This window comes from Curtobacterium sp. ODYSSEY 48 V2, assembly GCF_023712625.1.
Taxonomy (GTDB): domain Bacteria; phylum Actinomycetota; class Actinomycetes; order Actinomycetales; family Microbacteriaceae; genus Curtobacterium.
Genome location: NZ_JAMAXX010000001.1, coordinates 118,480 through 142,481, shown reverse-complemented (window position 1 = coordinate 142,481; position 24,002 = coordinate 118,480). Strand labels below are relative to the sequence as shown.

At 71.5% G+C, this 24,002-nt stretch carries 24 protein-coding genes and 1 tRNA gene; 10 read left to right on the top strand and 15 right to left on the bottom strand.

The window, feature by feature from the left end:
* The first annotated feature begins 135 nt into the window (after positions 1 to 135).
* On the top strand, positions 136 to 1,275 hold the full coding sequence (locus M3666_RS00635) for a CE1758 family FMN-dependent luciferase-like monooxygenase (protein WP_251154178.1): 1,140 nt from the start codon (positions 136 to 138) through the stop codon (positions 1,273 to 1,275).
* Positions 1,276 to 1,369: 94 nt separating this feature from the next.
* On the opposite strand, the gene M3666_RS00630 is transcribed toward M3666_RS00635, so the two are convergent.
* Positions 1,370 to 1,750, bottom strand: coding sequence for a multidrug efflux SMR transporter (locus M3666_RS00630; RefSeq protein ID WP_066651819.1), 381 nt, complete (start codon positions 1,748 to 1,750; stop codon positions 1,370 to 1,372).
* 1 nt (position 1,751) lies between these two features.
* Positions 1,752 to 2,066: a multidrug efflux SMR transporter gene (locus M3666_RS00625; protein WP_209684219.1), complete on the bottom strand. Its 315-nt coding sequence runs from the start codon at positions 2,064 to 2,066 to the stop codon at positions 1,752 to 1,754.
* A gap of 94 nt (positions 2,067 to 2,160) precedes the next feature.
* Between M3666_RS00625 and M3666_RS00620 the strand changes: the two genes are divergently transcribed.
* The 4 genes from M3666_RS00620 to M3666_RS00600 are packed head-to-tail and all read left to right on the top strand — an operon-like array spanning position 2,161 to position 6,144.
* Positions 2,161 to 2,739 (top strand): TetR/AcrR family transcriptional regulator, encoded by a 579-nt coding sequence (locus M3666_RS00620; RefSeq protein ID WP_251154177.1) that lies wholly within the window; start codon positions 2,161 to 2,163, stop codon positions 2,737 to 2,739.
* 57 nt (positions 2,740 to 2,796) lie between these two features.
* Positions 2,797 to 3,810: a permease gene (locus M3666_RS00615; RefSeq protein WP_066651825.1), complete on the top strand. Its 1,014-nt coding sequence runs from the start codon at positions 2,797 to 2,799 to the stop codon at positions 3,808 to 3,810.
* Positions 3,797 to 4,720, top strand: coding sequence for a TIGR03943 family protein (locus tag M3666_RS16560; protein WP_285840982.1), 924 nt, complete (start codon positions 3,797 to 3,799; stop codon positions 4,718 to 4,720). Before M3666_RS00615 ends, M3666_RS16560 begins: the two co-directional genes overlap by 14 nt.
* Positions 4,720 to 6,144, top strand: coding sequence for a hypothetical protein (locus tag M3666_RS00600; protein WP_251154176.1), 1,425 nt, complete (start codon positions 4,720 to 4,722; stop codon positions 6,142 to 6,144). Before M3666_RS16560 ends, M3666_RS00600 begins: the two co-directional genes overlap by 1 nt.
* A gap of 31 nt (positions 6,145 to 6,175) precedes the next feature.
* Here the strand turns inward: M3666_RS00600 and M3666_RS00595 are convergent, their stop codons facing one another.
* From M3666_RS00595 to M3666_RS00560, 8 genes are all read right to left on the bottom strand, one after another.
* Positions 6,176 to 7,135: a helix-turn-helix transcriptional regulator gene (locus tag M3666_RS00595; protein WP_066651828.1), complete on the bottom strand. Its 960-nt coding sequence runs from the start codon at positions 7,133 to 7,135 to the stop codon at positions 6,176 to 6,178.
* A 158-nt stretch (positions 7,136 to 7,293) separates the two neighbouring features.
* Positions 7,294 to 8,340, bottom strand: a complete 1,047-nt coding sequence (locus tag M3666_RS00590; RefSeq protein WP_251154175.1) for an NAD(P)-dependent alcohol dehydrogenase — start codon at positions 8,338 to 8,340, stop codon at positions 7,294 to 7,296.
* Between the two features lie 136 nt (positions 8,341 to 8,476).
* Positions 8,477 to 9,538 (bottom strand): glycerate kinase, encoded by a 1,062-nt coding sequence (locus M3666_RS00585; RefSeq protein ID WP_251154174.1) that lies wholly within the window; start codon positions 9,536 to 9,538, stop codon positions 8,477 to 8,479.
* A gap of 28 nt (positions 9,539 to 9,566) precedes the next feature.
* Positions 9,567 to 10,682 carry an FAD-dependent oxidoreductase gene (locus M3666_RS00580; RefSeq protein WP_251154173.1) on the bottom strand — a complete coding sequence of 372 codons (1,116 nt, stop codon included), beginning with the start codon at positions 10,680 to 10,682 and terminating at the stop codon, positions 9,567 to 9,569.
* A 37-nt stretch (positions 10,683 to 10,719) separates the two neighbouring features.
* Positions 10,720 to 11,841 carry an AI-2E family transporter gene (locus tag M3666_RS00575; protein ID WP_209684209.1) on the bottom strand — a complete coding sequence of 374 codons (1,122 nt, stop codon included), beginning with the start codon at positions 11,839 to 11,841 and terminating at the stop codon, positions 10,720 to 10,722.
* A gap of 94 nt (positions 11,842 to 11,935) precedes the next feature.
* Positions 11,936 to 12,205 (bottom strand): GlsB/YeaQ/YmgE family stress response membrane protein, encoded by a 270-nt coding sequence (locus M3666_RS00570; protein WP_066651839.1) that lies wholly within the window; start codon positions 12,203 to 12,205, stop codon positions 11,936 to 11,938.
* Positions 12,206 to 12,408: 203 nt separating this feature from the next.
* Complete coding sequence (locus tag M3666_RS00565; RefSeq protein WP_251154172.1) at positions 12,409 to 12,726, bottom strand: hypothetical protein; 318 nt, start codon at positions 12,724 to 12,726, stop codon at positions 12,409 to 12,411.
* A 44-nt stretch (positions 12,727 to 12,770) separates the two neighbouring features.
* A tRNA-Gly gene (locus M3666_RS00560) sits at positions 12,771 to 12,844 on the bottom strand.
* 217 nt (positions 12,845 to 13,061) lie between these two features.
* On the opposite strand from M3666_RS00560, the gene M3666_RS00555 reads away from it, so the two are divergent.
* Together M3666_RS00555 and M3666_RS00550 are read left to right on the top strand one after the other, a co-directional pair.
* Entirely contained in the window at positions 13,062 to 14,141 is a 1,080-nt protein-coding gene (locus M3666_RS00555) for a DUF6177 family protein (protein ID WP_251154171.1), read from the top strand.
* A 25-nt stretch (positions 14,142 to 14,166) separates the two neighbouring features.
* A complete protein-coding gene (locus M3666_RS00550) occupies positions 14,167 to 14,478 on the top strand; it encodes a hypothetical protein (RefSeq protein WP_209684196.1) in 312 nt (103 codons plus the stop codon).
* Between the two features lie 45 nt (positions 14,479 to 14,523).
* On the opposite strand, the gene M3666_RS00545 is transcribed toward M3666_RS00550, so the two are convergent.
* On the bottom strand, positions 14,524 to 16,569 hold the full coding sequence (locus M3666_RS00545; RefSeq protein WP_066651850.1) for a cytochrome c oxidase assembly protein: 2,046 nt from the start codon (positions 16,567 to 16,569) through the stop codon (positions 14,524 to 14,526).
* An 86-nt stretch (positions 16,570 to 16,655) separates the two neighbouring features.
* Positions 16,656 to 17,771: a GNAT family N-acetyltransferase gene (locus M3666_RS00540; protein WP_251154170.1), complete on the bottom strand. Its 1,116-nt coding sequence runs from the start codon at positions 17,769 to 17,771 to the stop codon at positions 16,656 to 16,658.
* Positions 17,772 to 17,873: 102 nt separating this feature from the next.
* On the opposite strand from M3666_RS00540, the gene dcd reads away from it, so the two are divergent.
* From dcd to M3666_RS00525, 3 genes are all read left to right on the top strand, one after another.
* Positions 17,874 to 18,461, top strand: a complete 588-nt coding sequence (dcd, locus tag M3666_RS00535) for a dCTP deaminase (RefSeq protein WP_209684193.1) — start codon at positions 17,874 to 17,876, stop codon at positions 18,459 to 18,461.
* 97 nt (positions 18,462 to 18,558) lie between these two features.
* The gene (locus M3666_RS00530) at positions 18,559 to 19,068 is read left to right on the top strand and encodes an XRE family transcriptional regulator (protein WP_066651859.1); all 510 of its coding nucleotides are present in this window, start codon (positions 18,559 to 18,561) and stop codon (positions 19,066 to 19,068) included.
* Positions 19,065 to 19,463 (top strand): DUF86 domain-containing protein, encoded by a 399-nt coding sequence (locus M3666_RS00525; RefSeq protein ID WP_251154169.1) that lies wholly within the window; start codon positions 19,065 to 19,067, stop codon positions 19,461 to 19,463. The genes M3666_RS00530 and M3666_RS00525 overlap by 4 nt, the downstream gene beginning before the upstream one ends.
* A 262-nt stretch (positions 19,464 to 19,725) precedes the next feature.
* Here M3666_RS00525 and M3666_RS00520 read toward each other — a convergent pair whose 3' ends face one another.
* The 3 genes from M3666_RS00520 to mmsA form a co-directional block, all read right to left on the bottom strand.
* Positions 19,726 to 20,841 (bottom strand): sugar-binding protein, encoded by a 1,116-nt coding sequence (locus M3666_RS00520; RefSeq protein WP_066651861.1) that lies wholly within the window; start codon positions 20,839 to 20,841, stop codon positions 19,726 to 19,728.
* A gap of 85 nt (positions 20,842 to 20,926) precedes the next feature.
* A complete protein-coding gene (gene mmsB / locus M3666_RS00515; protein ID WP_251154168.1) occupies positions 20,927 to 22,219 on the bottom strand; it encodes a multiple monosaccharide ABC transporter permease in 1,293 nt (430 codons plus the stop codon).
* Positions 22,216 to 23,739, bottom strand: a complete 1,524-nt coding sequence (mmsA, locus tag M3666_RS00510) for a multiple monosaccharide ABC transporter ATP-binding protein (RefSeq protein ID WP_209676583.1) — start codon at positions 23,737 to 23,739, stop codon at positions 22,216 to 22,218. Before mmsA ends, mmsB begins: the two co-directional genes overlap by 4 nt.
* Between the last annotated feature and the right edge of the window lie 263 nt (positions 23,740 to 24,002).

Sequence of the window (24,002 nt, the reverse complement as noted above, 5' to 3'; positions counted from 1 at the left end):
CACCCGCCGCTGTGCGCCTCCGGACGCACCCGGCGCTGGCGGGAATGCCCGGGGCTGCGGTACGTTGTACCCGGCAAGTCGATGCAAACGCATCGAATCAGCAGCACCAGCAGCCAGCACCAGGAGGCGGGCACCATGCAGTTCGGGATCTTCACCGTCAGCGACGTCACGACGGACCCTACGACCGGCACCACGCCGGACGACACCCAGCGCGTCCGGGACATCCTGACGATCGCCGAGCACGCGGACCAGGCCGGCCTCGACGTCTTCGCCACCGGCGAGCACCACAACCCGCCGTTCGTCGCCTCGAGCCCGACGACGATGCTCGGCTACCTGGCCGGTCGGACGGAACACATCACCCTGTCCACGAGCACGACCCTCGTCACCACGAACGACCCGGTCCGCATCGCCGAGGAGTACGCGATGCTCCAGGTCATCAGCGACGGCCGCATGGACCTCATGATGGGCCGCGGCAACACCGGTCCGGTCTACCCGTGGTTCGGGCAGGACATCCGTCAGGGCGTGAACCTGGCCATCGAGAACTACGCGCTCATCCGCCAGCTGTGGGAGAACGACGTCGTGAACTGGCAGGGGAAGTTCCGCACCCCGCTGCAGGGCTTCACCTCGACCCCGCGTCCGCTCGACGGGGTCGCGCCCTTCGTGTGGCACGGCTCGATCCGCACGCCGGAGATCGCCGAGCATGCCGCGTACTACGGCGACGGCTTCCTGCACAACAACATCTTCTGGCCGATCCAGCACACCGAGCAGATGGTCGGTCTGTACCGCCAGCGCTTCGAGCACTACGGGCACGGCACGGCCGACCAGGCGATCGTCGGCCTCGGCGGGCAGTTCTTCGCCCGGAAGAACTCGCAGGACGCCTGGGACGAGTTCCGCCCCTACTTCGACAACGCCCCGGTGTACGGCCACGGCCCGTCGATGGAGGACTTCACCGCCCAGACCCCGCTCACCGTCGGCTCGCCGCAGCAGGTCATCGACCGCTACGCCACGATGAAGGACCACGTCGGGCACTACCAGCGCCAGATGTTCCTCATCGACCACGCCGGGCTGCCGCTCAAGACGGTGCTCGAGCAGATCGACATCCTGGCCGAGGACATCGTCCCCGAGCTCCGGAGGATCAACGAGGCGGACCGTCCGGCGCACGTGCCGTCCGACCCGCCCTCGCACGCCGACCGTGTGGCCGCCGCGCTCGCCGCGGGGACCGCGGCGAGCGACCACGTCGCGGCCGAGGACGAGTGGACGGGTGCGTCCGTCTGATCACGTGACCCCCTCACGGACGGGAGGCGCGGTGCCGGCTGGCACCGCGCCTCCCGTCCGTCGCCACGGGCGTTCCGACCCATCGCACTCTCTCCTACGCGCGGGGCGACTGCTGCGGAGCGGTGCTGGCCCCGGGCTCCGGGGCCGGCGCCACCGGGCGGGCCGGCACCAGCTTGAGGCCGACGACGCACCCGACGATGCCGGCGATGAAGAGCAGGCGCAGGAACGTGACGGGCTCGGCGCCGGTCGCCATGCCCCACAGGACGGTGAGGGCCGCGCCGGTGCCCGTCCACACCGCGTAGGCGGTGCTGATCGGGATGTGCTGCAGCACGTACCCGAACGCGACCAGGCTCACGACGATCGTGACCGCGAAGAGGGCGGTCGGGCCGGGGACGGTGAAGCCGTCGCTGGCGCCGAGGGCCGTGGCCCAGACGGTCTCGAGCGCCGCGCTGACGAACAGGACGAGCCACGCCACGTCAGCTCACCACCTTGAGGCCGACCACGCAGGCGACCAGGCCGAGGACGAGGGCGACACGGGCGACGGAAGCGGCCTCCTGGCGGCGGAGGATCGCGACCACGACCGTCAGCGACGCCCCGATGCCGACCCACACGGCGTAGGCCGTGCCGACCGGGATCGCCTTCATGGCGAACGCGAGGCCCACCATGCTGAGCACCATGCCGGCCACGAACACGACCGTCGGCACCACCTTCCTGAACCCGTTCGACGCGCTCAGCGCGGTGGCCCACACCGCTTCGAGCACACCGGACAGGACGAGCACGACCCATGCCATGGCGGTCTCCCTTCCTCGTCGCGAGTCGCACGACTGTGCGACTCCTGCCGGACCGACGCTAGCACGAGTCGTACGAGCGTGCGACGATGTGCTGGTGACCACCCGCGAGGACCTCGAACAGCGCCGTCTCGACGTGTCCGACGCCGCATGCCGCGTCCTCGCCCGTGACGGACTGGGCGCCCTGAGCGTCCGCGGCGTCGCCGCCGAGGCCGGGCTGCCGCCGAGCACCGTGCGCTACGTGTTCCCGACGCAGGCGGCGATGCGCGAGCACACCATCACGCTCGTGTTCGACCGGACCCGTGAACGGATCGACGCGATCCCCGAGGGGCTGCCCGGCCGCGAGACCGCACGCCGGATCCTGCTCGAGCTGCTGCCGCTGGACGACGAGCGGGTGGTCGAGCTCGACGTGTACCTGGCGCTCGGCAACGCCGCGCTCACCGACGCTGCGCTCCGACCGGCCCTGGACCGGGTGGTCGCCGAGATGCGCACGTGGTGCGACCGGATCGTCGCACTCGTCGGGGTGCCGGAGGACCAGCGGGCCGACGAGGCGTGCCGACTCCACGCGCTCGTCGACGGTCTCGCGGTGCACGTCACACGCCTCGCCCCGGGGGAGTCCGCCGAGTGGGCGGTCGACCTGCTCGACCGACACCTGGCCGGCCTGCCCTCCGACTGACACCCGTCCCCGCGCGGCTCGGAGGGAGCCGGCGCGCTCCTCGCCTATCCTGTCCCGGTGACGAGCGCTCCCACTCGCCCCGCCCCCACCCGCACGCTCACCGGCCCCGGCCTGGTGCTCGGCGCCGTCGTGGTGCTGCTCGGCGTGCGCGTGGTGTCGCCGAGCGTGGGCACGGCCGGGCTGCCCGACGTCGTGCAGGACTTCCTGACGCTCGCCATCAGCGTCGTCGTCGAGTCGCTGCCGTTCGTCGTGCTCGGCATCGTGCTCTCGATCGTCGTCGAGGTCTGGGTGCCGGCGGGCGTGCTCGAGCGGATCCTGCCCGAGCGGCCGCTGCCCCGACGGGCGGTCATCTCGCTCATCGGGATGCTCTTCCCGGTGTGCGAGTGCGGGAACGTGCCGCTCGCCCGGGGGCTCATGATGCGCGGGTTCACCCCCGCCGAGGCCGTCACGTTCCTGGTGGCCGCGCCGATCCTCAACCCGCTCGTGATCATCAGCACCGCGCAGGCGTTCGGGTGGTCCGGGTGGATCCTCGTCGTCCGCATCGTCGGGGGGTTCGTGCTGGCGAACCTGGTCGGGTGGATCGTCGCCGCGCACCGTCGCCCGGCCGAGCTGCTCCTGCCCGCGTTCGAGGCCCGGTGCCGTGCCGCCGTCGGGGCACCGCGCTCCCGCAACCGCTGGCGCGAGAGCGCGTCGCAGTTCGGCGGCGAGACCGCGACGATGATGCCCGCGCTCTTCGTCGGTGCCGGGCTCGCGGCCGCGATCCAGGTCGCGGTACCCCGGTCGACGCTCGTCGCGGTGGGGGCGAACCCGGTGCTGTCGGTCGCCGCGATGATGCTCCTGGCGATGACGATCTCGCTCTGCTCGAACGTCGACGCGTTCTTCGCGCTGTCGTTCGCCTCGACGTTCCTGCCGGGGTCGATCACGGCGTTCCTGCTCATCGGGCCGATCATCGACGTCAAGATGATCGCCCTGCTCCGGACGACGTTCCGCGCGCGCTTCCTGGTGCTGCTCGCCGTCGTCTGCGTCCTGTTCACCGCGGCGGTCGGGTTGGTGATGAATGTCCTCGTCTGAGAAGGCTCCCGCGTACCTCGGGCTCGGGTCGGTGCTCGCGGTGGCGCTGTGCACGCTGTGGCTCGCCCTGGTCGGACACCTCGACCTGTACATCAACCCGCGGTACGACCTGTTCACGATCATCCTCGCCGCGGTCGCCGTACCGGCCTCGGTGGCGGGGCTCGTCGCCGTGGCGCGCGGGCACGGGCACGCCCACGACGACGAGCAGGACCACGCGCACGTCGCCCACGCCGACGAGCACGACCACACGCACGCCGCCCACGCCGACGGTGGCGACCACGCGCACGGTGGCGGCCACGCGCGCACGCCCGACGACGGGACCGCCTACGAGCACGGCTCCGACGCCGCCCGGGCGGTCCGCCGCCGCGCTCCCGGAGCCGCACGGGTCACCCGCGGTGTCCTCGGCGGCATCGCGGCCGCTGCCACCGTCGGGGTCACGGTCGCCATGCTCGTGCTCCCACCGACCACCCTGTCCGCCCGCACCGCCCAGCAGCGGAGCGTCGACACCCCGACCCTGTCGAACGCCACCGGCACGCAGGACGTCGCCCTGCTCGGCAGCGAGGGCGTCGACACCTCGGAGTACGGCGTGAAGGACTGGGCGGCGCTCATCCGTCAGACCACGGACACGAGCGCGCTGGTCGGCAAGCCGGTCGAGCTCTCCGGCTTCGTCGTCCCGGGCGCGGACGGGTCATTCACGCTGACGCGCTTCGTGATCAGCTGCTGCGCCGTCGACGCCCAACCGGTCGGCCTCGGTGTGGTCGTCGACGGCCCCGTGCCCGACGCCGACCAGTGGGTGCGCGTCACGGGCAAGCTCGCGGCGAACCCGGACCAGTCCGCCGACGCACGGATCGTCATCCGTGCCGCCGAGGTCCGCGACATCGACCAGCCGACGGACCCCTACGAGTACTGATGCGCACGAGCACCGACACCCACGACACCGCACCGCTCCGCCGCCGCCCGCGCGACCGGTTCCGTCGCCGACTGGTGGCGTCGATCACGGTGTTCGTGCTCGTCGGCGCCGTCGCCGCGGTCGTCGGCTCGCAGCAGGGCCCCCGGCTCCGTGACGTCACCTACGACGCCACCGGTCTCGTGTCCCGGCCGGCGCAGCGCGTCATCCTCACCGCGAACCAGGCCCTGCAGCAGGTGCCGGCCGACGCCGTCACCGTGACCCCGTCGGCCCCGCACACCGTCACCTCGAGCGGCAACACGATCGCGGTCGAGTTCGCCGGGCCGCTCGCCTACGACCGCACGTACGAGATCGCCGTGCGTGACGTCCGCGCCCCGGGGCAGCCCGCCGCGTCCGAGCTCCGCACGACGATCACGACGGGCAGCACCGACGTGCTCGCCCTCGTGCCCGCTCCGTCCGGCGGGAAGGACCGGATCGTCCGGCGCTCCCTCGACGCCGGCGGCGCCACCACGGTCTTCGAGGCCGCGGGCATCACCGAGTACGCGCGCCTCGGCCGCTCGCTCGTGGTCGTCCGCGGTGCCGACGGTCGCTCGTCGGTCGAGATCGTGCCCCTGGCCGGAGGCGTGCAGGACGACAGCACCCCCGTCGAGCGGCTGACGCTCCCGACCGCGGCGGGCCGGGTGACCGCGCTGCACGTCGCCGACGACGGGGCGTCCTTCGGGTTCGAGTACGCCGACACGTCGACCGGCCAGTCGCGGGACGTCGGGCTGTACGTGGTCGACATGACCGGCACGCACCTGCCGACGGCGATCGCGGCCGACGGGAAGCCGACCGCCGGTGCCGAACCGATGACCGTCGGGCAGTGGGCGTACGTGCCCCGCACCGAGAGCGCCCTGGTGCGGACCGGCTCCGACGACCTGGTGCTCGTCGACATGAGCGGGCGGAACGACCCGGTCCGGCTCGGCAGCGCGACGTACCTGCACGGCTACGTCGGCAGCGGCACCACGGCGGTCGTCGAGACCGGCACGGGGATCGTGCGGCTCGACCTGACCGACGGGCAGCGCCAGGACCTGCCGGCACCGCAGGGCAGCACCGATGCGCCGTACCTCGGTCGGATCGCCCCGCTCACGGACGACACGTACGTGCGCGTGGTGGGCGAGGTGCGGGCCGACGGCACCCTCGCCCAGCGGATCGTGCGCGTGGACGGCAGTCGTGCCTCCCGGCTGCCCGTGACGGTGCCGGAGGACGCGAGCGTCACCGCGGTCTGCCCGTCCCCGAACAGTCAGTTCCTCGCGGTCACCACGCGGTCCGCGTCGGGGGACCTGGTGAGCGTCGTCGACGCCTCCTCCGGTGCCCTCGAGGCGAGCGTGCAGGCGTCCTCGGTCGACTGGTGCGGCGCGCTGCCGTCCGGCGACGAGGTCGGCTGACCGGCGACGAGCGACGAGCAGCGGCCCGGGGTCAGCGCCGCAGCGTCTGCTTCGGGTACTCCCCGAACCGCCGCAGGTACTCGCCCGAGAACCGTCCCATGTGGGTGAAGCCCCAGCGGGCCGCGATCGCGGCGACGGCGACGGAGCCGGGCTCGGCACGGAGCAGGTCGTCGTGCGCCCGACGCAGCCGCACCTCGCGGAGGTACTGCATCGGCGTGCGGTCGAGGGTCCGCTGGAAGGACTCCTGCAGTCCGCGCACGCTCAGACCGGCAGCGATGGCGATGTCGGACACCGTCAGCGGCTCGTGGGCCCGTGCGTGGACGGTCTCGACGGCGGAGCGGACGCGGGCGTTGCGGTGCTCACCCCAGCCGACGGGAGCGGGCTCCCCGTGGAACCGGTAGAGGTCGAGCAGGGAGCGGACGACCTCGCGCTGGGACTCGTGCCACGCGAGCGATCCCGCGCCTCCGTCGCGCAGCGCCCGCACCGCCGATGCGACCGACGCACGCCACCGCTCGACGGCCGCCGTCGTGGGTGGCGTGAACCGGTCGAAGGCGAGCGTGCCGTCGACGAGGTGGCGCTCCGAGGCCACGTCGAGCACGAGGTCGCGGTCGAGGTGCACCAGTCGCTGGTCCCAGTCGCGGTACTCCATCTCGAAGCGCTGCTCGATCGGGAAGAGCACGGGGACGCCCGGCTGCATGCGGACGGCGTTCCGGCCGGTGTCGACGGTCGCGGTGCCGGAGTCGAGCCACTGGACGACGACCTCGCCCTCGACGGCGACGTCGCCGCGCAGTGAGCCGTGCATCTGCGACCGGCGGATGCTCATGCGCTCGTCGCCGACGGCGACGTAGCGGTACCAGTAGTCGTCGTCGACGTGCGCCGAGTGCCAGGCCTTGCCGGCGTACATCCCGGCGAGGTCGGCGATCGCGCCGTCGGTGTCACTGCCGGACACCGACACCAGGGAGCGGAGTCCCTCGTTCGTCGTGTCGTCCATCGAACCAGCCTCCCTCCTCGTGTCGGTGCAGCGGGCGCGTCGCGCAGCCCGGACTGCTGTCTCGCGTTCTGCGGACAAGGAGGGTGGTGCCACTCCGGATGGACGGACGGGAGGCGCGGGGGCGGCCGGCACCCCGCCTCCCGTCCGTGGACCCGTCGTCAGGCCAGCGTGGCCGCGTCGATCACGAAGCGGTAGCGGACGTCCGAGGACAGCACGCGCTCGTACGCCTCGTTGACCTGGTCGGCGCTGATGAGCTCGGTCTCCGGCAGGATGTCGTGCTCGGCACAGAAGTCGAGCATCTCCTGGGTCTCGGCGATGCCGCCGATGGCCGAACCGGCCCAGCTCAGGCGGCGCGGGATGAGCGCGAACGCCGGGACCTCGAGCGGCTCGGACGGGGCGCCCACGTTGACGAGCGTGCCGTCGACCTTGAGCAGCCCGAGGTAGGCCTTCATGTCGAGCTTCGCCGAGACGGTGTTGATGATGAGCTCGAACGAGCCGGCCAGCTGCTCGAACGTGGCCGGGTCCTTCGTCGCGTGGTGGGCCTTCGCGCCGTAGCGGAGCGAGTCGGCCTCCTTCGACGTGGTCTGCGACAGGACGGTGACCTCGGCGCCCAGGGCGACGGCGATCTTGACGGCCATGTGGCCGAGGCCGCCCATGCCGACGACCGCGACCTTCGAGCCGGGGCCGACTTTCCAGTGGTGCAGCGGCGAGTAGGTGGTGATGCCGGCGCAGAGCAGCGGCGCGACCTTCTCGATGTCGAGCGACTCCGGCACCTTCAGGACGAAGTCCTCGTTCACGACGACGGCCTGCGAGTAGCCGCCCTGCGTGATCGAGCCGTCGGCGGGGTCGGCGCTGGCGTAGGTGCCGATGTTGCCCTTCAGGCAGTACTGCTCCTGTCCGGCGACGCACTGCTCGCACTCGCCGCAGGAGTTCACCATGCAGCCGACACCGACCCGGTCGCCGACCTGGTGCTTCGTGACGTTCGCGCCGACCTCGGTGACGTGGCCGACGATCTCGTGGCCGACGACCTGCGGGTACTGGATCGGACCCCACTCGCCGCGGACGGTGTGGATGTCCGAGTGGCAGATCCCGGCGTAGGCGATGTCGATCATGACGTCGTCGGGGCCGACGTCACGACGGGTGATGGTGGTCTTGACGAGCGGCTCGGTGGCCGACGGTGCCGCGTACGCGTTGACGGTGCGCATTGGTCTCCTCGTGGGGGTGCTTCTCGGGTCGGGTGCGACCCGCTCCCCAGTGTGGTCCCGCGCCCCGGGGGCAGGGAGGTTGCGTCGGGGTACCCCTCGTGCGCCCGGGCGGGCGTGTCGGCCACCCCCCGGGCGCTCAGCCGACGAGCCGCGCCAACCGCTGCCCGGCGATCGTCGCGAAGCGCAGCGGGTCACGCAGGGCGTCGTCCGGCTCACCGGTCGTCTGCGTCGCGAGCACCACGAGCGAGGCCGCCGCCGCGAAGTCGTCCAGCCGCGCCTCGATCTCGCCCGCGACCAGCACCACCCGGGCCCCCGGCGCGTGCTCCGTCGCGAGCGCCCGGACGACCGTCGGCACCTTGCCCGCAGCGCTCTGCTCGTCGAAGCGTCCCTCGCCGGTGACCACGACGTCGGCGCCGTCGAGCAGCGACGGGAGTCCGAGCACGTCCGCGACCGCGAGCGCTCCCGGTGCGAGGGTCGCGCCCCAGGCGAGCAGCCCGAAGCCGACACCGCCCGCGGCACCGGCACCGGGCGTCGCGGGGTCGACCTCGGGCAGGCTGCGTGCCCAGGCGGCGAGCCGCTCCTCGGACGCCGGGGCAGCGTCCGGCGTGATGCCCTTCTGCGGTCCGAACACGGCCACCGCACCGGCCGGCCCGAGCAGCGGTGACGTGACGTCGGACAGGACGACCACCCCACCGGCGGGCAGGGGCCGGAGCCCCGACCGGTCGACCGCGCCGGAAGCACCGACGGCGAGCCCGAGCGCCTCGAGCACCGGGCGTCCGCCGTCGGTGGAGGCGCTGCCCCCGATGCCCAGCACGAGCCCGGTCGCGCCCGCGTCGAGCGCCGCCGCGATCGCCTCGCCGAACCCTCGGCTCGTCGCGGTCTCCGGGAGCAGTGCCCCGCCCAGGAGCGGCAGCCCGCTCGTCGCCGCGAGCTCCACCACGGCCCGGCCGTCGGGCAGGCGCATCCAGTGGGTGTCGACGGGGGTGCCGGCCGGCCCGGTCACCGTCACGGGCACGTGTTCGGCCGCCGGGTACGCCGCGGCGAACGCGTCGAGCGTGCCCTCGCCGCCGTCGGCCATCGGCACGGTGACGACGTCGTCCTCCGGCCGTTCGTCGAGCCACCCGGCCCGGACCGCCCGCGCGGTGTCGGCCGCCGTGGCGGTGCCCTTCAGGGAGTCGGGAGCGATGACGACGCGCACCGGACCACCGTAGCGGGGCGGCGGGCGGTCAGAGGGCGAAGCGGGGGATCGGCTCGCCACCGGTCGCCAGGTCGGCGAGGAGCTCCCCGAGCAGCGGCGCGAACTTGAACCCGTGGCCCGAGAACCCGGTCGCGACGGTGAGTGGTCCGCGCCGGTCGATCACGAATTCCTCGTCCGGCGTGGTGTCGTACAGGCAGCTGATGAACGTCGGGCGTGTGGCGTCGACGCCGGGGACGTACCGGGCGACGTAGGCCTGCAACCGCGCTGCCTCCTCGGGCACGGGGCGCTTGTCGCGGGCGTCGGGGTCGACGACCGGGCCGGTGCCGTGGAACCCGACCTTGACGCCCTCGCCCGGGGTCAGCAGTCCGTACACGTCGTCGCCGTCGGCCCAGTGCACGAACGACGGCCAGGCCTCGTCCGGCAGGTGGCTCGGGAAGTGGGCGGGCTGCTCCTGGGTGACGCGGACGGCCGGGAGGCGCGCCCCGCGTGCGGCGAGCACGTCACCCACCAGCGTGGGCGCCCAGGACCCCACCGCGGCCACCACGCTCGCCGTGCGGACCGCCGTGCCGTCGTCGAGCGTCACGGTGACCGCGTCCCCGTGGTCCGCGACCGCCGCCACCCGGGTGCCGAACCGGAGCTCGGCGAGGCCCGTCTGTTCCGCCAGCGTCAGCAGGAGCTCGATCGTGTCGGCCGACCGGATGCGTCCGGCCGTCGCGTGGGTCAGGACGTGCCCCTCGAACGCGATGCCGGGCCAGCGGTCCGCGGCGGCCTCCGGGGTCAGGGTCTCGTGGGGGATCCCGGCGTCCGCCAGCGCCGCGGCGATGGCGTCGACCACCTCGGGCCGGCCGTGGTCGACCGCGCCCGTCCGGTCGAGCAACGTCGTGCCGGTCGTCGACTCGAGGGCGTCCCAGAGCGCGAGCGCGCGGGTCGTCAGCGCGACGTACTCCGGGTCGCTGTAGCCCTGCCGGAAGATCCGGGTCGTGCCGTGCGACGAGCCCTCGAGGTGTCCGCGACCGTGCTGCTCGACGAGCAGGACGCGCTCGCCGCGGGCGGTCAGGGCCCAGGCTGCTGCGGCGCCGACCACGCCGTCGCCGATCACCACGTGCCCGTCGAACCGGGTCTCGTCCGGCTGTGTCCCGTCCATCAGGGCAGCGTAGTGCGGCGTGGTGACCGCCCGGCGCTCAGCCGACCGGTACCGTCTCGCGCCGCTTCTGCCGCCAGGGCGTCGCCGGAGCGTCCTCGCCGTTCCACACCTGCACGACGCCCCACCCGGCGGCGATGAGCGGCACCGCGAGCAGCGCGCCGGTCACCCCGCCGAGCACGGTGCCCGCGGTCAGGCCGACCAGGATGACGAGCCCGTGCAGCCGCAGCGTCCTGCCCATGAGCACGGGCTGCAGGAAGTTGCCCTCGATCTGGTTGACGAGCACGACGATCGCGACGACGATGACCGCCTTCACCGGCCCGAGTGCGACGAGGGTCACGAGCGCCGCGAGGGTGCCGGCGATCGGTGCGCCGATCATCGGGATGAACGAGGTCACGAACGCCACCACCGCGAGCGGGATCGTCAGCGGGACGCCGAGCACGGCGAGCCCGGTGCCGATCGCGACCGCGTCGAAGGCGGCGACGGCGGCCGTCCCGCGCACGTACCCGCCGAGGGTCGTCACCACGCGGTCCCCGATGCGGCGCGCACGGTCGTACTGCTCGCCGGTGAACGGGCGGAGCAGGAACTCCCACAGCGCAGGGCCGTCCTTGAGGAAGAAGAACAGGATGACCGCCATCAGCACGGCCCCGGTGACGACGTTCGTCACCGCCGAGATGCCGGCGATGGCCCCCGCCCCGAACCGGGCACTCGTCACGAAGTCGACGACACCGTCCACGGCGTCCTCGATCTGCCCGTCGGTGATGCGCACGGGCAGCTCGTGGAGCAGGTCCTGCACCTGCTGGAGCCCGTCGACCGCCGAGTCCTGCAGCGAGGACCACTGGTTCGCGACGGCGGCGACGAGGAGCCACAGGACCCCGGCGAGCACCGCGAGGACGGCCACGAACGCGATCGTCGTGGCGAGCACCGACGGGACCCCGTGCCGACGGAGCCAGCCGACCAGCGGGTGCAGGGCCGACGCGATGATGAGCGCGAGCAGCACCGGGATCGTGACGAGGCTCAGGGTGGTCGCAGCGGTGACGATCCCGCCGATGACCACGACGATCACCACGGTCTGCAGGCAGCGCACCGCGAGTCGGCCGTACGGGTCGGTCCAGGTGCTCGGGCGGACGCTGGTCGGCGCGGGGGAGCGGCGCAGGTGCATGGCGGGGTCTTCCGGGTCGTGCTGACGGGGGTGGAACGACGGGAGGCGCGGTGCCGTCCGGCCCCGCGCCTCCCGTCGTCGTGGAGCTCGTGGACTACGCGCGGCTCCCGCGGCGGCCCGTGATGAGGCCCCAGATCACCAGCACGACGAGCGCGCCGAGGATCGCGATGATCCAGGACTGGATGCTGAAGAAGCCGTCGTAGCCGACGTTGAAGACCGCGCCGCCGATCCAGCCGCCGATGAGGGCGCCGATGACGCCGAGGACGAGCGTGGCGAGCCAGCCGCCGCCCTGCCGACCGGGGAGGATCAGCTTGGCGATGGCGCCGGCGATGAGGCCGAGGAGGATGAAGCCGAGGAAGCTCATGGGTGGTCCTTTCGTTGTGCGGACGTGCGTGATGTGTGGGTCCGGGACGCCGGAGGTGGGGTGAGCCGCTCGGGACTGGAGCACGAGGGCCGCCGGCTCCGTCGGGAGCCCACACGGTGCATCGACCGTTGACGCGTTCGTCCAACGAGGTCTACCAGGCGCTGCCCGGGCGGGTTCGGAGCCGCGTGTACCTCACCGAGGCGTCAGCCCTGCTCGTCGGTGTCCTCCCGTGCGCGTCGCTGCTCCTCGGCGTGCTCGGCGCGGAGCCCTCGACGGCCGGCGAGCCGTTGCAGGAGCTTCCGGAGGAAGAACGCCTCCATGACGACGGCGATCACGAACCCGGAGAGCGCGAACACGACGTGGGCGGCGTCGGAGCCGCTCGTGAGGACGATCGTGGGGAACCCGACCACGAGCGCAGCGCCGCCGACGACGTTCCACCAGCACGCGACGATCCCGTCCGGCATGCGGTTCGACAGTCGCGGGTCGTCCGACGGATCGGTGCGATCCCACCAGGACGTCATGCACGCAGCGTAGCGAGGCTGACGACGGGCATCAGGAGGAGCAGTGGAGCGAGTGACGGGAATCGAACCCGCGCTACCAGCTTGGGAAGCTGGAGTTCTACCATTGAACTACACTCGCGCATCCCGCCGGACGGGACGCAGCAAGCCTAGCGGATTCTCCGCTGGACGCCAGCCGAACGCACGCCGCACGGTCCGTGGCGGCGGTGGGCCGGGCCTCCCGGTCGGTCCGGCCCGGTCGCCGTGTCTCCCCTGTGAGGTCCCCTGGCCGACGGACACGTGTCGTCGGCGTGTGTACCGTCCAGGGGGTTCCGACGCCCTACCGGAGGAGGACCCGGATGGTCAGGCATCCCCTCATCGACGACGTGGTCGGCCCCGCCATCGTGGTCCGCTCCGCATCGCCGGTCGTGTGGTTGACGGAGTCGCTCGCCTCGCTGCTCCGTCGTGCGTCCGAGTCCGGCCGCACGGTCGTGCTCCGCACCGGCCAGGAGGCATCCGTCACCCCCGCCCTGCGGCACGCGCTGGGCGTGCACCAGGCAGCATGGGCCGTGGACGGTCCCGACGGCAACATGCGGGACGGCCGCACCGGCGTCGCCGCCGCGGGCATCGAGGACTTCGTCCGCCGCGGGCCGGAACTCGTCGGTCCGCCGGCGCCAGGACACCTCGCATCGCACGACTCGGTGCGCCAGATCAGCATCGACCTGACCCTGCGCCACCACGCCGGTCGGTCGGTCGACATGGGGACCGCGATCGAGGCACTGTGCGAGACGGTCGGCACCTGTCCGACCCACTGGGGCACCAGTGAGCCGCTCACGGTGCCGTGGGACCGCTGGGTCGTCACGCAGTACGCCAAGCACGAGGCCCCGGAGGTCTCGACCTCGTACGCGCACGGCGAGGGGTTCTCGGCGACCATGACCGCGCACCTGCTCGACGGCGTGGTCGTCGAGACGATGTCCGCGGTGCTGACGATCCCCGAGCACGGTGCCGACCCGGCCCTCGCGTCGCGGCTCCTGGACGCGGTGCACCGCGTCGCCGACCAGGTCGAGCCGGTGTTCGGCGTCGTGATGCAGCGCCGCGGGGACGCCGACCACCTGGTCCGCGCCGTGGCGCACGAGGAACCGACCCCGCTGGCCGTCGTCGTCGGCCCGGAGGCGGCGGAGTTCCTCGACCGTGCCGGCGAGTGGCCGCCACCGCGCACGTCGACCTCGGGCTTCGGCGGCGGCGGACTGGTCGTGCGCTTCGACGACGGGTGGGAGGCGCTCGAGTCGTTCCTCGACCGCATCGACGAGGACCGCTTCCTGCAGCTCGTCGGTGGTGCTCCGCTCGACCCCGCACACGACGAGGGCGCGCTGGACGGCCACGACCGCGGGTCGCACGCCACCTCCGGACGGAGCACGGGCGGTCAGGGTGCCGCGTGACGTGACACTCCTCTGCCGTGGACCGGTGGAGACCCGCGACGTCGCCGAGGCGCTGCTGCTGCACGACGAGTCGTGGGGCGTCCGTGCACTCGACGACGGCCCGGTGCTGCAGGTCTGCCGCGACGCGACGCACCCGGTGATCACGGTGCTCGGTGTCCGACGGGTCGACTCGATCGACGAGGTCGCGCGGATCCTGCCGGACGCCCCGACGCTGTCCGCGCCGCTGTGGTGGGTGGACACGGTGACGCCGTTCGGCCCGGAGGGCGAGCCGGGTGTGACCGCTGCGCTCGAGGCGTCGATGGAGCTCGACGCCGTCTGCATCGTCCACGGCGACTGACCGGACGCAGGGACCGGACCCCGCCCGGTGCCGGGGGGATCGGTGTCAGTCGCGCTTGCTCATGGCGGCGAGCCGCTCGTTGTACGCCTTGAGGTCCGCGTCGCCGTCGCGCTCGGCCTTGCGGTCGAGGCGCTTGGCGTCCCGCTTGTCCGTCCGCACCCAGTTGCGCACCACGAGCAGCGCGACGAACACCATCGGCAGCTCGGACGCGCCCCAGGCGATGCCACCGCCCGTGTGCTGGTCGGCGAGCAGCGCCCGGTCGTCGGTCTGGCCGAGGGCGTGGAACCAGTCGGCCGCGAAGACGGACTGCGAGGTCATCACCGCGACGCCGAAGAAGGCGTGGAAGGCCAGGGTCGCCAGCAGCGCGATGATGAGGATCGGGTACTGCGGGCGCTTCGGACCCGGGTCGACGCCGACGAAGACCCAGAAGAACAGGTACCCGCTGAAGACGAAGTGCACGACCATCACGACGTGCCACTCGTGCGACTGCATCGCGTACTGGAACGCGGGGGTGAAGTAGAAGACCACGAGCGACCCGGCGAAGATGACACCGGCGACGGCGGGCTGCGCGAGGAACTGCATCCACCGTGAGTGTGTGAAGAGCATGAGCCACTCGCGAGCGCCGCGCGACCCGTCGTTCCGCACCGGCAGGGTCCGCAGCGCCAGGAGCACCGGCCCGCCGAGCACGAGCGGCAGCGGCACGAACATCATGAGCAGCATGTGCTGGAGCATGTGCGACGAGAAGTGCACCATGCCGTAGACCGCCGGCCCGGCCGAGGTGGTCCAGATGAACAGCGCGCAGCCGAGCAACCACGCGATGGTCCGGCCGACCGGCCACGAGTCGCCGCGCTGCTTGAGCTTCCGCACCGACAGGAGGTACCAGCCGGCACCGACGACGGCGATCGCCAGGTACACCCAGTCGATGTGCCACTGCGTCAGGTAGGTCTGCACGGTCTGCGCCGGCGGGTACGTGTACCCGAGCAGGCCGGAGCGGGTGTCCTGCCCGGTCTCCGGCGTCTGCGGGATCGGCGGCTGCGAGCGGGACACGGCGACCGAGACGCCGATCGCGACGGCCATGAAGACGACCTCGGCCAGGGCGAACCGCACGAAGAGCTTCCGGTCGAGCGGCGCACGGAGGAGACCCGGCACGAGCTTCCGGCGTTGAGCGACCCCGGCGAGCCCGAGCAGCACGAGGATGACGGCCTTGACCGTGATGAGCCAGCCGTAGGTCGTCGTGACGAGGTCGGCGGGGCCGGTCAGGCGGAGCGAGGCGTTGACGATGCCCGAGAAGGCCACCGCGGCGAAGGCCCAGCCCGCGAGCGTCGAGTAGCGGGCGACGACCCGGCCGGTGGCGCCCTTCGTCCGCGTGCGGAGCAGCAGCACGGCGACGAGACCGCCCGCCCAGACGCACACGGCGACCAGGTGCACGGCGAGCGAGTTCACCGCGTTCGCGTGCTCGAGGGCGCCCGCGGCGTGCCCGGAGAGTGCGAGGGGCAGCAGCGCGAAGAGCGCGGCGACGGTGGCGACCGCGAGCGTGGTGACCCGGGTGGCGAACGCGGCGACGAGCGTCGCGACGAGGATCGCCGCGGCGGAGACGACGAGTGACTGGCCGATCTCGACCTGGAACGCGAAGAGCAGGAAGTTGCGGGCGAACACCGGGCTGGTGAGCGGGACGCCCAGGGTGTTGGCGCCGGTCAGCACGATGCCGACGACGGCCGCCAGGAACCACACCGCACCGGCTGCGGCACCCCACCGGGCGGCTCGGTGCTGCACGCTCGACATCGCACCGTGGTCCGCCTTCTTCGCGGGCAGTGCGAACGCAGCGACGATGAGCAGGCCGATGGCCAGCGCGGCGGTCGTGTCGTGCACCACGCGGGCGACCGGCAGGCCGTACTCGACCAGGTCACCGGCGGAGACGAGCTGCTGCGACGCGGTGAAGGCGCCGGTCACGGTCATGCCGAGCACGGCGCACGCCACGGCGAGGGGGATCGCGATGACCAGGACCGTCGCGACGGTGGTGGATCGCGCGGTGGTGGGGGCGGGGTCGGGTGCCGTGTCCCCGGGCTGCGTGGCGGCTGACGTGACGGTCATGACCGTCCAATGGTAGGTCGCCCGCCTGACACCCCGGTCCCAGTCCGGGACCGTCCCGCTCCCGACTCCCGACGTTCGATGGGCCGTCAGTCGCGGTGCTCCCAGATGCCCTCGCTGCCGACCCCGACGAACCCGACCGCCTCGTTGACGTCGAGCATCGGCCGGTTCTCCTCGGCGTTGAAGGTGACGATCGACGGCCGGCCCGGGAAGTCCCGCTCGACGGTCTCGATCCCGACCACCTTGAGGAGCCATCCGAGTCGGTGCCCGCGGTGCTCGCGGAGCACGAGCGTGTCCCACTGCATCACGGCCCGAGTGGGATCGTCCGGCACCTTGAGCTGACTGAAACCGGCCAGGGTGGTGCTCTCGACGTGTTCGACGGCGACGGTCAGCATGGTGTGCGGCCCGCTCGCGAGCTGCTCCTCGGACTCCCGGACGCGGTCGGCGGTCCAGACGTCCTCGGGCTCCGGCATGTCGCCCTCCGGCGCGTCGGTGCTCATCCGGGTGTGCAGCAACGCGAGGTCGTCGAGCCACCGCTCGGGGGTGGCGCCGGTCCACGTGTGCACTCGGTAGCCGGGACCGGCCGCCGTCGCGGCGCGGTCGTGCAGCTCCCGGACGACGGAGGCGTCGGCGGGGAGCCCGAGCCGACTGATGCGGTTCACCTGCCCGAAGCGCCAGCCGCGTCCGGTCAGGAAGCGCACCGCCGCCTCGTCCTCGGGGACGGCGCCGGAGCCCGTCGGGGCCTGGCGGTACCCGGGCCCGTCGCCGGGACCGACCTGCCGCGAGACCGCGTACGTCTTCCACTGCGTGCGGCCCTCGGTCCGGGCGAGCTGCTCGAGGTGGTCGGCGAGCAGCGTGCCGAACCCCCGGCGTTGTCGGTCGGGGCGGACACCCACCGACAGCCAGCAGTTCGTCGTGCCCGGCTCCGTCTTCGAGTCGTACGAGCCCGCGGCCACGACGTCGCCGGTGTCGTCGCGCACGACGAACAGGCGGCTCGGCGATCCCGGCTCGTGGCACATCGGCAGGTACTCGGCCGGGGTCCACGGCAGTTCGGGCAGCCCGTGCACCGCGACCTCAGCGGCATCGGACACCGCGAGCCAGTCCGAGAACGCCCGCACCAGCTCCGGATCGTCGTCCATCGTCGCCGGCACGACGAGTTCCTCGACGACGAGCTGCCCGTCGACCGTGTCGGTGTGGTCGGCCATCGTTGCCCCCTGTGGTCGGCCGGTCGGACGGCCGTCGTCCGCCGCCCGGCAGGGCAGCCTCGCAGCATACCGGTGGCCGGACCCTGCCGCTAGGGTTGCTGCGTGCTGCTCTCCGACCGCGACATCACCGCCCAGCTCGCCGAGGGACGGATCGGCCTCGACCCGTACGACTCCTCGCTCGTGCAGCCGTCGAGCATCGACGTCCGCCTCGACAAGTACTTCCGGCTGTTCGACAACCACAAGTACCCCCACATCGACCCGGCCGAGGACCAGCCCGAGCTCACCCGTCTCGTCGAGACCGACCCGGACGAGGCGTTCGTGCTGCACCCGGGGGAGTTCGTCCTCGGTTCGACGTTCGAGGTCGTGACGCTGCCGGACGACATCGCCGCACGCCTCGAGGGCAAGAGCTCGCTCGGTCGCCTCGGCCTCCTGACGCACTCGACGGCGGGCTTCATCGACCCGGGCTTCTCGGGCCACGTCACGCTCGAGCTGTCGAACGTCGCGACGCTGCCGATCAAGCTCTGGCCGGGCATGAAGATCGGGCAGCTCTGCTTCTTCCAGCTCTCGAGCCCGGCGGAGAAGCCCTACGGCTCTGCCGAGTACCAGTCGCGCTACCAGGGCCAGCGTGGTCCGACCCCGTCGCGCTCGGCGCTGAACTTCCACCGCGCGGACGTCTCGCAGCGCGACTGACCGCGGACGGGGCCGATCACGCCCGCCCGGAGGCCGCCGCAGGACCGGTGATGTACTACTGCGCGGCGAAATGTCGCACTCTGTGTATCGTTGCTGCATGGCCGAAGCACCGACCCGTGCGCCGCAGCCGGTGGTGGCGTCCGAGATCATCCGCGACGCCCGACTGCGCGCCGGACTGACGCAGGTGCAGCTCGCCGCTCGCGCCGGGGTCACGCAGAGTGTGATCAGCACGTACGAGAACGGTCGGCGGGAACCGTCGCTCGCGGCACTGCAGCGGCTCGTCCGTGCTGCGGGGTTCGAGGCATCGGTCGACCTGCTCCCGGTGGACGCTCCGCCTCCCCTGGTCGATCGCATCGCGGCCGCGCGCGACGCCCTGGTCGCGGCGGTGGAGCGCAACGGCGGTGCCGCACCCCGCGTCCTGTGCACCACCGGCTCCCGGCGGCGAGCCGAGTCCGTCGGGCTGCTCGTGGACCTCGAGCCCGGTGCCGGCATCTTCACCCTCATGCGGATCCAGGACGAGGCGGAGCGGCTGCTCGGTGTCGACGTCGAGGTGCTCGACGCCCTGTGCGCCGGGTCGGACCTGCACCGTGCAGCGGTCCCGCTGTGACGGGTGCCACGGGACCGGAGGTGGACGAACGGCTCGACGCGGTCGTGCGCGCGTGCGAGGCGATCGAGCGCTACGTCGCGGACGCCGCTCCGTCGGACGTCGTGCTCGACGCGGTCCGGATGCGGTTGGTCGAGATCGGCGCGGTCGTCGCGGCCCTGCCCGGTGTCCTCACGGCGGCCGAGCCCGAGATCCCGTGGGCGCGTCTCGCGGGCGTGGGGGACCGGTTGACCGGCCGACGCCGGGGGGTGACCTCGTCGGTGCTGCTGTGGACGGCACGCGTCGACGTGCCACGGCTGCGGGAGGCGGCAGAGCGGCTGCGCGCGACAGGTGCGACCCACGTCCGTCCGGGCGATCCGGCGCACCCGGACGGCGAGCCCTCCGACCCGGCCGGCTGACGGACGGGAGGCCCGTGGCGGCCGCGCCCCGTGCCTCCCGTTCGGCGCCCCGTCCGTCCCGCGAGACGGGGGCGTCTGCGCGAGACGCACCGCATCCACCGAGACGCCCCCGGAACCGGAGGCGTTCCGCGGGCGTGGCGGCGCCTGGCGGCGACACCGGCGTCTCGACGCCGGTGTCCCGGGACGCGGGAAGGCCCCGTCTCGCCGGAGCGAGACGGGGCCTTCCTCGTGCTGTGGTGCTGTGGTGCTGCCGTGGAGGGGATCAGCCCTTCTTGGCGAGCTCCTCGAGGGTGTCGTTGCCCTTGTAGGCCTCGACCGCGTTCTCCTTGGTGACCAGGACCGGGGTCAGCTCGACGGCCGGCACGACCTTCTTGCCGTTGTCGTTGTTCTTGTCCTCGGTGGTCTTCGGGGTCTTGCCGTCGGCCAGGTCGGAGACCAGGTCGATCGCGGCCTGCGCCTCTTCGGTGGTGTTCTTGTAGATGGTCGAGTACTGCTCGCCCTGCATGATCAGCGGGATCGAGGCGGTCTCGGAGTCCTGACCGGTGACGACCGGGTTCGGCTTACCAGCTGCCTTGGTGGCGGTCAGGATGGCGCGGGCCAGGGTGTCGTTCGGCGACAGGACGCCGTCGAGCTCGGTGTTCGTGTACGACTTCGTCAGGATGTCGGTCATGCGCGACTGGGCGTTCTGCGCGAGCCAGCCCTGGGTGTTCGTCTTCGAGAACGAGGTCTGACCCGAGACGACCTTGAGGGTGCCGTCGTCGATCTTCGGCTGGAGCACGTCCATGGCGCCGTTGAAGAAGACCTTCGCGTTGGCGTCGTCGGGCGAGCCGGAGAAGAGCTCGATGTTGTACGGGCCGCTCGACTTCTTGGCCTTCATGCCGTCGAGCAGGGCCTGGCCCTGCAGCTGGCCGACCTTGAAGTTGTTGAACGCGACGTAGTAGTCGACGTCGTCGGTGTTCAGGATGTTGCGGTCCCAGGCGATGACGACGGCGCCGGACTTCTTGGCGGCGGCGACCTGCGTGCCGAGCTGCGAACCGTCGGCGGCACCGATGATGATCGCCTTCGCGCCCTTGGTGACCATCGACTGGATCTGGCCCTGCTGGTCCGGGACCGGGTTGCCGGCGTTGGCGTACTGGATGTCGGCCTTGAAGCCGGCGTCCTCGATCGACTTCTCGAACGCGGCACCCGCGAGGACCCAGTTCTGCGAGGTCTTGGCGGGGAGCGCGACGCCGATCAGGTCGCCCTTCTTGATCTGGACGTTCGAGGCGCCGCCCGACGAGTCCGAGCCGGCGTCCGAGTTGCCGCGGGCCGAGCAGCCGCTGAGGGCCAGACCCGCGACGAGTGCCAGGCCGATGCCGGCGATGAGCTTCTTGCGCATGAGATTGCTTTCTCTTCGTTGAGGAGTGGTGCTGTGTGGTGCGGGGATCGTGCGGGCGGCCACCGGAGCGGACGCCCGCCACGTGTTACTGGACGTTGACCTTCTCGGGCTGGTCCTCGATGCTCCGCGGCTGCTGCGCGGCCACCGTGTTCTGTTCGGTGTCCTTGCGTTGGAACTGCTTCAACATCCCGCCGATCAGGGACGGACGACCCTGCGACTTCGAGTAGACGTCGAAGGCGACGGCGACGAGCAGGACGAGACCGCGGATGATCTGGACGCGGTTGGACTCGAGGCCCACCAGCGACAGACCGTTGGACAGCAGGGCCATGACGAGACCACCGATGATCGATCCGGAGATCGTGCCGATGCCACCGGCGACCGCTGCGCCACCGACGAACACGGCGGCGATCGCGTCGAGCTCCCAGCCTGTGCCGTCCGCGGGGCCCGAGGCACCCGAGTAGCCGACGAAGACCATGCCGGCGACGGCGGCCAGGACGGACATGTTCATCATGACGAAGAAGTTGACCTTGCGGGCGCTGACGCCGGACAGGACGGCGGCGTTCGCGTTGCCACCGACCGCGTAGACCTGGCGGCCGAAGATCGTGTTCTTGGTCAGGAAGCCGTAGACGATGGTCAGGACACCGAGGATGATCGCGACGATCGGGATCGACGTGCCGGCGGGGCCGGCGGCGAACAGGTACGTCGCGACGAGGGTGACGGCGACCAGGATGCCCGTGCGGACGATCGAGACCCAGAGCGGGACGAGCTCGGCCTGCATCTTCTTGCGACGCTGACGACCACGGAACTCGAGGAAGACGAGCACGAGGCAGGTGACGATGCCGAGGATGAGCGTGCCGTTCGAGAACCCGAAGTCCGGGCCGAAGTCGGGCAGGAAGCCCGAGCCGATCTTCGCGTAGTCGTCCGGCACCGGCTGCGACGTCGAGTTGCCGATGATCTGGTTCGCACCGCGGAAGATGAGCTGGCCGGCCAGGGTCACGATGAAGGCCGGGACCTTCACGAACGCCACCCAGAAGCCCTGCCAGGCACCGACGGCTGCACCCACGGCGAGGCCGAGGATGATCGCGGCCCACGCCGGGAAGTTCCACTGCGCCATCGACTGGGCGACGATGATGCCGGTGAACGCCGCGACGGACCCGACCGACAGGTCGATGTGTCCGGCGATGATCACCATGACCATCCCCAGCGCCAGGATGAGGATGTAGGAGTACTGCAGGAACACGTTGATGATGTTCGTCGGCTCGAGGATGAGCCCGTTCGTCAGGATCGAGAACAGGATCAGGATCGCGATGAGCGCGATGATCATGCCGTACTGGCCGATGCTGTTGCCTTTGCCGAACAGCAGTTTCAGGTTCTTCATGAGATCAGTGCGCCCTTCCGCGCGGAGGTCATGCTGCGCATGAGGGTCTCGGGGTCGGCCTGGTCCGCGGGGACGTCGGCGGTGATCTGGCCCTCGAAGATCGTGTAGATCCGGTCGGAGAGGCCGAGGAGTTCGGGGAGCTCGGAGGAGATGAGGATGATGCCCTTCCCCTGTGCCGCGAGCTGCTGGATGATGCCGTAGATCTCGAACTTCGCGCCGACGTCGATGCCGCGGGTGGGCTCGTCGAGGATCAGCAGGTCCGGGTCGGTGAACATCCACTTGGACAGGACGACCTTCTGCTGGTTCCCGCCGGACAGCTTGCCGACGTTCTCCTCGACGGTCGGCACCTTGGTGCGGAGCATCTTGCGGTAGCGCTCGGCGACGTCGTACTCCTCGAGGGAGTCGACGACACCGGCCTTCGAGATCTTCGGCAGATCGGCGGCGACCGTGGAGCGCTTCACCGTGTCGAGCAGGTTCAGACCGAGGGCCTTGCGGTCCTCGGAGACGTAGCCGAGGCCGTTCTGGATCGCCTGCTGGACGTTCGCGATCTTGATCTCGCGGCCGTCCTTGATGATCTGGCCGTCGATGAAGTTGCCGTACGAGCGGCCGAAGATGCTCATCGCGAGCTCGGTGCGGCCGGCGCCCATCAGGCCCGCGAAGCCGACGATCTCGCCGCGGCGGACGTGGAAGTTCGAGCCCTTCGCGACCAGGCGCGAGGCGTCCTGCGGGTGCTGGACGGTCCAGTTCTTGACCTCGAAGAAGACCTCGCCGATCTTCGGCGTGCGGTCCGGGAACCGGCTCTCGAGCGAGCGGCCGACCATCCCGCGGATGATGCGGTCCTCGTTGACGCCGTCGCCCTTCACGTTGAGCGTCTCGATCGCCTTGCCGTCACGGATGATCGTGATCTCGTCGGCGATCTGCTCGATCTCGTTGAGCTTGTGGCTGATGATGATGCTCGCGATGCCCTTGGACTTCAGCCCGACGATGAGGTCGAGCAGGTGCTGCGAGTCGTTCTCGTTCAGGGCCGCGGTCGGCTCGTCGAGGATGAGGAGCTTGACGTCCTTGTGCAGGGCCTTCGCGATCTCGACGAGCTGCTGCTTGCCGACACCGAGGTTCTTGATCTGCGTGTCCGGGTCCTCGTCGAGGCCGACGCGGGCGAGCAGGTCCTGGGCGCGGAGCTGGGCGCTGGTCCAGTCGATGACACCGAAGCGGCCGGGCTCGTTGCCGAGGAACAGGTTCTCGGTGATCGACAGCTCGGGGATGAGCGCGAGCTCCTGGTGGATGATGACGATGCCGGCCTGCTCGGACTGCTTGATGTCCTTGAAGCGAACCTCGTCGCCCTCGTAGACGATCTCGCCGCTGTAGGTGCCGTACGGGTAGACGCCCGAGAGCACCTTCATGAGGGTGGACTTGCCGGCGCCGTTCTCGCCGCAGATCGCGTGGATCTCGCCGGCGCGGACGCTGAGCGACACGTCCGAGAGCGCCTTGACACCAGGGAACTCCTTGGTGATCGACCGCATCTCGAGGATGGTCTCGGCGCTGGTGACGGACCTGGTGGCCAGGTCCGGTCCCTGTGGGGTTGACGCCACGGTGCATCTCCTTCTGCCGCTGCGGTGCGGCAGTCCTTCGGGTGGTGAGGTGCGGCATCGGGGGCGCAGGAGTGCCTGCGTGGACCTCGTTGTCGCGTCCGGTGTCCTGCTCGGTGTGACGGTCATGTGACCGTTCACATCGGCGGAACGGAGGTAATTTACGCACAGCCCCGTCGCGGCTGTCAATTCGGTTC

What these genes read in the sequence shown, in the direction of transcription:
- M3666_RS00635 (WP_251154178.1), top strand. Translation starts at nt 136, where the DNA reads ATGCAGTTCGGGATCTTCACCGTCAGCGACGTCACGACGGACCCTACG.
- M3666_RS00625 (WP_209684219.1), bottom strand. Translation starts at nt 2,066, where the DNA reads ATGGCATGGGTCGTGCTCGTCCTGTCCGGTGTGCTCGAAGCGGTGTGG.
- M3666_RS16560 (WP_285840982.1), top strand. Translation starts at nt 3,797, where the DNA reads ATGTCCTCGTCTGAGAAGGCTCCCGCGTACCTCGGGCTCGGGTCGGTG.
- M3666_RS00600 (WP_251154176.1), top strand. Translation starts at nt 4,720, where the DNA reads ATGCGCACGAGCACCGACACCCACGACACCGCACCGCTCCGCCGCCGC.
- M3666_RS00595 (WP_066651828.1), bottom strand. Translation starts at nt 7,135, where the DNA reads ATGGACGACACGACGAACGAGGGACTCCGCTCCCTGGTGTCGGTGTCC.
- M3666_RS00590 (WP_251154175.1), bottom strand. Translation starts at nt 8,340, where the DNA reads ATGCGCACCGTCAACGCGTACGCGGCACCGTCGGCCACCGAGCCGCTC.
- M3666_RS00580 (WP_251154173.1), bottom strand. Translation starts at nt 10,682, where the DNA reads ATGGACGGGACACAGCCGGACGAGACCCGGTTCGACGGGCACGTGGTG.
- M3666_RS00575 (WP_209684209.1), bottom strand. Translation starts at nt 11,841, where the DNA reads ATGCACCTGCGCCGCTCCCCCGCGCCGACCAGCGTCCGCCCGAGCACC.
- M3666_RS00570 (WP_066651839.1), bottom strand. Translation starts at nt 12,205, where the DNA reads ATGAGCTTCCTCGGCTTCATCCTCCTCGGCCTCATCGCCGGCGCCATC.
- M3666_RS00565 (WP_251154172.1), bottom strand. Translation starts at nt 12,726, where the DNA reads ATGACGTCCTGGTGGGATCGCACCGATCCGTCGGACGACCCGCGACTG.
- M3666_RS00555 (WP_251154171.1), top strand. Translation starts at nt 13,062, where the DNA reads ATGGTCAGGCATCCCCTCATCGACGACGTGGTCGGCCCCGCCATCGTG.
- M3666_RS00545 (WP_066651850.1), bottom strand. Translation starts at nt 16,569, where the DNA reads ATGACCGTCACGTCAGCCGCCACGCAGCCCGGGGACACGGCACCCGAC.
- M3666_RS00540 (WP_251154170.1), bottom strand. Translation starts at nt 17,771, where the DNA reads ATGGCCGACCACACCGACACGGTCGACGGGCAGCTCGTCGTCGAGGAA.
- M3666_RS00530 (WP_066651859.1), top strand. Translation starts at nt 18,559, where the DNA reads ATGGCCGAAGCACCGACCCGTGCGCCGCAGCCGGTGGTGGCGTCCGAG.
- M3666_RS00520 (WP_066651861.1), bottom strand. Translation starts at nt 20,841, where the DNA reads ATGCGCAAGAAGCTCATCGCCGGCATCGGCCTGGCACTCGTCGCGGGT.
- mmsB (WP_251154168.1), bottom strand. Translation starts at nt 22,219, where the DNA reads ATGAAGAACCTGAAACTGCTGTTCGGCAAAGGCAACAGCATCGGCCAG.
- mmsA (WP_209676583.1), bottom strand. Translation starts at nt 23,739, where the DNA reads ATGCGGTCGATCACCAAGGAGTTCCCTGGTGTCAAGGCGCTCTCGGAC.